Genomic DNA, 6,256 nt, shown 5'->3' with positions numbered 1-6,256 from the left:
TATGACACTTTCAAGCCATTTTTCGGGCCATTTTTGTCATAAACCTAGTCAGTAACTCGGATCAATCCAACGTCACCAGACATAAACGCAGTCAGTAACTCCCACCGACGCCCCGTTCATCACTCGTTCCTATGTATTTTCACTACTGGATCCACAGAGCCTTTCCCCGCTCCCCCAAATGCCCCTTTCACCCCGCGTGGAGCAATTTCGTGGCTGTTAGTCTGTAGAAGTACGAACCTTTTTAACAGCAATGTGAAAGTAGCCCCCAAGTGACGCACCTGGCAACAGCTCTGGCATCAGCCAGCCCCTTTACAGCCAGTCCGCCGTCGGCGACCGCACCACCAGACCAGACATTGGCTTCTGAGTTTGCGTCCGGCGGCGTATCGGCAACATTGAATTCTTTAGATTCCGTTCTTTCTGCCCCGGCAACGATTACCGCCCAAGCAAGCAGCTCCGCAGAGCACGCAACAACGCTCGCAGCTCAAGCAGCTCAAGCAGCCCAATCTGCCCAAACAGTCCAAACCTCCACCAACAGCCTGACCCTCCTTTCGGTCCCGCTGTTGGTCGCGGTTGCCCTGGCGCTGACCCCGCTGTTTGTGAAGCTCCTTGGTCGTCACGCAGGCTGGCCCATCGTCGCGTTTTTTCTCGCGTCGGTGGTCCAGCTTTCGCGTGTAACGGGCGATATTCTCGACGGCACCTCCTTCACCTGGTCCCGCGTCTGGTCCCCGGAACTGAACGCGGCGTTTGCGCTGAAGCTCGATCCCCTCTCCATGGTGTTCAGTTTCTTGGCGCTGTTGGTGGGCTCGATAGTCTTCATCTACTCCACCGCGTATTTGCCGCCGAAGAAATCCGCGATGAGCTTCTACGTCCTGATGACGGCGTTCATGCTGGCGGTTTTGCTCCTCGTGCTTGCCGACGACATCATGCTCCTCTTCATCGGGTGGGAGCTGGTCTCGATGGCGTCGTTCCTGCTCATTGCAAGGTCGGGCTCGTCGGGCGAGCTGGGCTCGTTGCGCACACTCCTGCTGACCTTCACCGGTGGCCTGCTGCTTCTGGCCGCCCTCGGCGGTGCGGTGTGGCTAACCGGTTCCACGAATCTCACCGAGGTTTTGGCTTCGCCTGAGTGGGAGGCCAACCCGGCAGCGCGCAGCCTCATTGCCGCGCTGGTGGCCCTGGGCGCTTTCACGAAGGCAGCTCAGTTCCCCTTCCACGCCTGGCTTCCAGAGGCCATGGCGGCGGCAACTCCCGTCTCGGCTTTCTTGCACGCTGCGGCCGTCGTCAAGGCAGGCGTTTACCTGCTGATGCGTTTTTCCACGGTCTTCGCGGACGTGCGCGTGTGGCAGTTGCTGCTGATCGTCATGGGTATGTGGACGGCTGTTGCCACGGCCTACTTTGCGCTGCAGCAGACTGACCTGAAGAAGCTGATTGCGTACTCGACGGTCTCGCAGTTGGGTTGGATTGTCGCCACGATTGGTGTGGGCACGAAGTTCGCGATTATGGCTGCGGTTGTGCACACCATTGCGCACGCGATGTTTAAGTCTTCGCTGTTCATGATGGCTGGTGTGGTTGATCACCAGGCAGGCACGCGCGATATTCGTCGCCTCGGTCCGCTGTGGAAGCAGATGCCGTGGAGCTTTGGCTCGATGATTTTCGGTGCGGCATCGATGGCGGCAATTCCGCCGTTCTTCGGCTTCATGTCGAAGGAAGGCATGCTGACCGCATTCGAAGGTGCGCCGCTCAGCAACACCGGTGTCGTCATTCTGCTGACGGTGGCGGCGATTGGTGCGATTGGTACTTTCGCGTACTCGGCACGTTTGGTGTTCGGTGCATTTGTGGATGGTCCGCGCAACGTGGACCACATCACTGAGGCTCCAATTTCGCTGTGGCTCCCGGCTGCCATCCCTGGCGTGCTTAGCCTTCCAGCCGCCTTCGCTGCCGGCGCTATTTTGAACCGCCCGCTGGACCGCGTGGCCGATACGGTCGGTCAGCTTCCGGCTGGCACGACTCAGGAATCACACTTGAGCCTGTGGCACGGCGTGAATGTGCCGCTGATTATCTCTGTGATTGTGCTGGCTGTCGGCGTGGGCTTCATCTTCGCTCGTGCCCGCGTAGGCGCCGTCATGGCAGACCGCAAGCTCTTCCCGTTCACTGGTGTGGAGGCAATCAACGCGTCGCTGAGCGTCTCGCAGCGTGTGGGGCGCGCGATGGGCAAGGTGGCGCGTTCGCATCAGCCATCGCGTCACCTGTTGCCGCTGCTTGGTTTGCTCGCGGTGTACGCCCTGGTTATTGCAATCGCTCCGGGTGTCGGGGGCGCTCCGGTGCTGCCGAAGATCGACGGCATCGATCACCTGACCGATCTGATTCCGCTGGTTGTTGTCGTGATTGGCGTGTGGGCCACGCTTCGGGCGAAGAACCGTTTGCAGGCGGCTGTGCTGCTCGGCGTCACCGGTGTTGGTGTCACGCTGCAGATTCTCCTGCTGGGCGCACCGGATGTGGCATTGACGCAGTTCATGGTGGAAATCCTGACTGTCGTGCTGATGATGCTGGTGCTGCGCTTCCAGCCGCGTGCGTTCTCTGAGACCTCGAAGAACCGCCGTGCCTCGGCGGCGGTTGTGGCAGTTGCCGTGGGCTTGGCTACGTTCGGCGCGGTGTGGTTCCTCACTGGCCGTCGTCAGATGCCTGAGGTCGCGCAGTGGTACATCGATAACACTGAGAAGGTCACGGGCGAGACCAACATTGTCAATGTGATCCTGGTTGAGTTCCGTGCTTTCGATACCATGGGTGAGCTGGCGGTTCTCGGTATGGCGGGTGTCGCGATGGCGGCGGTTGTCACGTCTATGCCTCGCTTCCCGCACCTGCTCGATCAGCCTTCCCCGCTTGCGGAGCCCGCTCTGAACTCCATCATGATGCGTTGGCTGGTCCGCTGGTTGGCTCCGCTTCTGTTCGCCCTGTCCGCTGTGGTTCTCTACCGCGGCGGTACCGCTCCGGGCGGCGGCTTCAACGCGGCGCTGATTGGCGCCGCTGCCGTCATGCTGATTTACCTGTCCAAGGACCGCGACGAGCTGGTCTTTGGCGAGAAGATCCCGGCAGTGCTCAGCGCTGCGGGTGTCATCACGGCTATCGGCACGGGCTTCATCGGTTTCGCCAAGGGGTCGTTCTTGGCACCGCTGTACGGCGAGTTCCTGGGTCAGCACCTCACCACGGCATTGCTTTTCGACGTCGGCGTGTACCTGGCCGTCATCGGCATTGTGGCAACCGCGCTGAATCTCCTGGGCGGCCCGAACCGTCCTGGTGTGACCGGGTCGGACGATGTGATGCAGGATCTCTACTCAGACCGCTCAAGCTTGCGGGTGCCGCCGGAGATGGGCGTGTTCGCCTCAGAAGCGGAGAGCGCTCCAGCCCCCGCCCCAGCTCATGCCACCGTTGAGGAGGCCAAGAAGTGATTATCGCCATCATGGCTGCCGTCCTCGCAGGCGGTGGCACGTACCTGGTGCTACAGCGCGGCATGCTGCGCACCATCATCGGTATGACTCTGATTTCCCATGCCGCCAACCTGATTATTTTGTCCACGGGTGTCGGCGCCTGGCGCGGCGAACCGCTGCTGGGCAACGAGACCACTGCGGGCGCTGGCGCTGCCGAGCAGATGGCTGACCCGCTGCCGCAGGCATTCGTGCTGACGGCCATCGTGATTACCATGGCCGTCACCGCGTTCATGCTGGCTCTGTCTGGTTTGGGCCGCGATGACGACACTCGTATCCATGAGGACCGCGAGGCTATGCGACAGCTGTCGACGGCTGGTCGTCGTGCGGGTAAGCACATTCCGTCGGACTCGGATTCCACGGTCACCGGCACCCCAGGGGTCTCTCCGGCTCCGAATAAGTTCCCGCGCGAGACCCCATACGGCGGTGACGAGAAATGGTAGAAGCCTCTGCAATGACCTCTGCAATGTCCACTTCAACTCTGTCTTCGCTACTGCCGCTGTTTGCGGCACTGCCGCTGATTCTGTCGGCGGTCGCAGCCATCCTGCCGAAGCTGTGGATGCGCGCGACTATGGGCATCGCCATTCCGACCCTGTCGTCACTGGCTGCATTTTGGGTGATGTTCTACGTCGCTGAAAACGGCCCGGTCGGCCACGGTGTGGGCGCGTTCCCCGGTGGTATCTCGATTCCTTTCTTGGCGGACACGTTCTCCATGCTGATGCTGGGTGTGGCCGCGGCTGTGGTTGCCATCGGTAACTGGTTCGCCCACGTCGCGGGCGAAAACACTTCGCGGTTCTTCCCCTCCCTGACGCTGATGATGTTGTCCGGTATGTCGGGCGCTTTCCTGACTGCCGATTTGTTCAACTTCTTCGTGTTCATGGAGGTCATGCTGCTGCCCTCCTACGGTTTGATTGCAGTAACCGGTACCTGGCACCGCCTGGCCGCTGGCCGTAGCTTTGTGCTGGTCAATCTCTTGACCTCTACGGTGCTGCTCATCGGTGTCACGCTGGTCTATGGCTCGGCGGGCAATGTGAACATCGCAATGCTGGCCAACATGGCCAGCGAGGGCGGCCCCGGCGGCACGGGTGTGGTCGCGCTGGGCATTGTCATCATTGCGCTGTGTGTGAAGGCTGGTTTGGTTCCGGCGCACACGTGGCTGCCGAGGACGTACCCGTCGACAAGCCCTGCGGTGATGGCGCTGTTCTCTGCGGTGCATACAAAGGTTGCGGTGTACATGCTCTTCCGCATCTACGTCGTGATTGTGGGCATGAACCCCTCCTGGCACTGGCCGATCATTATCATCATGGCGATCTCGATGCTGGTCGGCGCGTTTGCTGGGCTTGCGGAGAACACCATGCGTGAGGTGCTGGCCTACCAGATGGTCACGGGTATGCCGTTCATTCTGATTGTGCTGGCGTTCACGGACGCTAACGACGGGGGCGGCGCCAAGGCGGCGCTGGCTGCGGGTATTTTCTACGCAATCCACCACATGGTGACTGTCGGCGCCCTCATTCTGGGCTCCGGCGCAGTGGAAGAGACCTACGGTACGGGTACGCTCTCTAGGCTTTCGGGGCTTGCTCGCCGCGACCAGGCGGTCGCCTGGGTGATGGCGGCAATGAGCTTCTCCATTGTGGGCTTCCCGCCGTTTTCCGGCGTGTGGGGCAAGGTGGGCATTGTCTTTGCCTCTGCCGCTACTGGCGATGCCCGCTCGATCGTTGCGATCACCGCAATCATCGTTGCCTCGCTGGGCTCGCTGCTGGCCATGATTCGCCTGTGGCGCGCGGTCTTCTGGGGCCGACCGATGCAGGGTGTGGATGATTCTGTTCGAGTTCCGGGTGCGCTGGTTGCGCCGTCCGCCATGCTGGCAATTGTTTCTGTGGCCATGTTCGTCGCGGTCGGCGCCGTCACTTGGGCGACCACCGGCGCGGCTGATGCGCTGCTGAATATTGATGGCTACCGCGAGGCGACTCTCGGCGGAGTTGAAAACGCCATCGGAGGTATTTACTGATGAAGTTTCTGCATGTTATCCGCTATTCCCTCTGGCTGGTCTGGCAGGTTGTTGTGGCTGCGACGGACGTGATGCTCGATACTCTGCGCCCGAACCAGAAGCAGCAGCCGGTGCTCATTGGACTGCCGCTGCGTGTGAAGTCTGACCTTGAGGTCACTCTCTTTGCCGAGTCCATCACCATGACCCCGGGCACGCTGGTCTGTGGTGCCCGTGAGACCGATGCGGGGCGGTTGTTCATCATCCACGCAATCTTCGGTGCCGACCTGGACGCGCTGTACGACTCCCTCTACGACATGGAGGAGCACCTCGTCCCCCGCCTCCGCGATGTCCCCCGCCCGAAGGCGTTCGTCTTCGAGGAATACAACGCAGACCAGTTCATTGACCCGGATGCCGTCGTCGGTGTTGCCGCTGAGGTCGACCATGGTCTGCCACTGCCGGATGGCATTGCCTCCAATGGCGAAGACAAAGGAGCACGCTCATGAATGACACATTGATCGATCCCACCGCAGTACAGGTAATTAGCGGCATTGGCATTGCTCTGTGTTCAGTGGCGCTGCTTGTGGGCGTGGTGCTGATCTTCCGGGTCAAGGGCAATGTCTCACGCGCAGTGCTTTCCGACGCCGCCTTCTACCCCATGGTGGGAGTGTTCCTCACAACTGCCATGCTGCGGACTACGGCCATTACTTTCGATATTGCAATGCTGGCGGGCTTACTTGGCATTTTGTCGACCGTGGGCCTGGCCCGAGTTATTTCCCGTGGCCGCCGCTAA

At 60.9% G+C, this 6,256-nt stretch carries 5 protein-coding genes; all 5 read left to right on the top strand.

The window, feature by feature from the left end:
• Window positions 1-536: 536 nt before the first annotated feature.
• Genes ADM64_RS01170 through ADM64_RS01150 form a run of 5 tightly spaced genes read left to right on the top strand, consistent with a single transcriptional unit; the run spans window position 537 to window position 6,256 of the window.
• A complete protein-coding gene (locus ADM64_RS01170; RefSeq protein ID WP_049192929.1) occupies window positions 537-3,443 on the top strand; it encodes a DUF4040 family protein in 2,907 nt (968 codons plus the stop codon).
• Window positions 3,440-3,922 (top strand): sodium:proton antiporter, encoded by a 483-nt coding sequence (locus ADM64_RS01165; protein WP_049192926.1) that lies wholly within the window; start codon window positions 3,440-3,442, stop codon window positions 3,920-3,922. Before ADM64_RS01170 ends, ADM64_RS01165 begins: the two co-directional genes overlap by 4 nt.
• 23 nt (window positions 3,923-3,945) lie before the next feature.
• Window positions 3,946-5,487 carry a monovalent cation/H+ antiporter subunit D family protein gene (locus tag ADM64_RS01160; RefSeq protein ID WP_241486306.1) on the top strand — a complete coding sequence of 514 codons (1,542 nt, stop codon included), beginning with the start codon at window positions 3,946-3,948 and terminating at the stop codon, window positions 5,485-5,487.
• Complete coding sequence (locus tag ADM64_RS01155; RefSeq protein ID WP_049192925.1) at window positions 5,487-5,969, top strand: Na+/H+ antiporter subunit E; 483 nt, start codon at window positions 5,487-5,489, stop codon at window positions 5,967-5,969. Before ADM64_RS01160 ends, ADM64_RS01155 begins: the two co-directional genes overlap by 1 nt.
• Window positions 5,966-6,256 carry a monovalent cation/H+ antiporter complex subunit F gene (locus ADM64_RS01150; RefSeq protein WP_005511667.1) on the top strand — a complete coding sequence of 97 codons (291 nt, stop codon included), beginning with the start codon at window positions 5,966-5,968 and terminating at the stop codon, window positions 6,254-6,256. The genes ADM64_RS01155 and ADM64_RS01150 overlap by 4 nt, the downstream gene beginning before the upstream one ends.

It is taken from the genome of Corynebacterium sp. 401_CJEI (assembly GCF_001076435.1).
Classification (GTDB): domain Bacteria; phylum Actinomycetota; class Actinomycetes; order Mycobacteriales; family Mycobacteriaceae; genus Corynebacterium; species Corynebacterium jeikeium_D.
The sequence above is the reverse complement of the archived record's forward strand: the minus strand, read 5'-3'. Positions and strand labels throughout refer to the sequence as shown.

What these genes read in the sequence shown, in the direction of transcription:
- ADM64_RS01160 (WP_241486306.1), top strand. Translation starts at nt 3,946, where the DNA reads ATGTCCACTTCAACTCTGTCTTCGCTACTGCCGCTGTTTGCGGCACTG.
- ADM64_RS01155 (WP_049192925.1), top strand. Translation starts at nt 5,487, where the DNA reads ATGAAGTTTCTGCATGTTATCCGCTATTCCCTCTGGCTGGTCTGGCAG.
- ADM64_RS01150 (WP_005511667.1), top strand. Translation starts at nt 5,966, where the DNA reads ATGAATGACACATTGATCGATCCCACCGCAGTACAGGTAATTAGCGGC.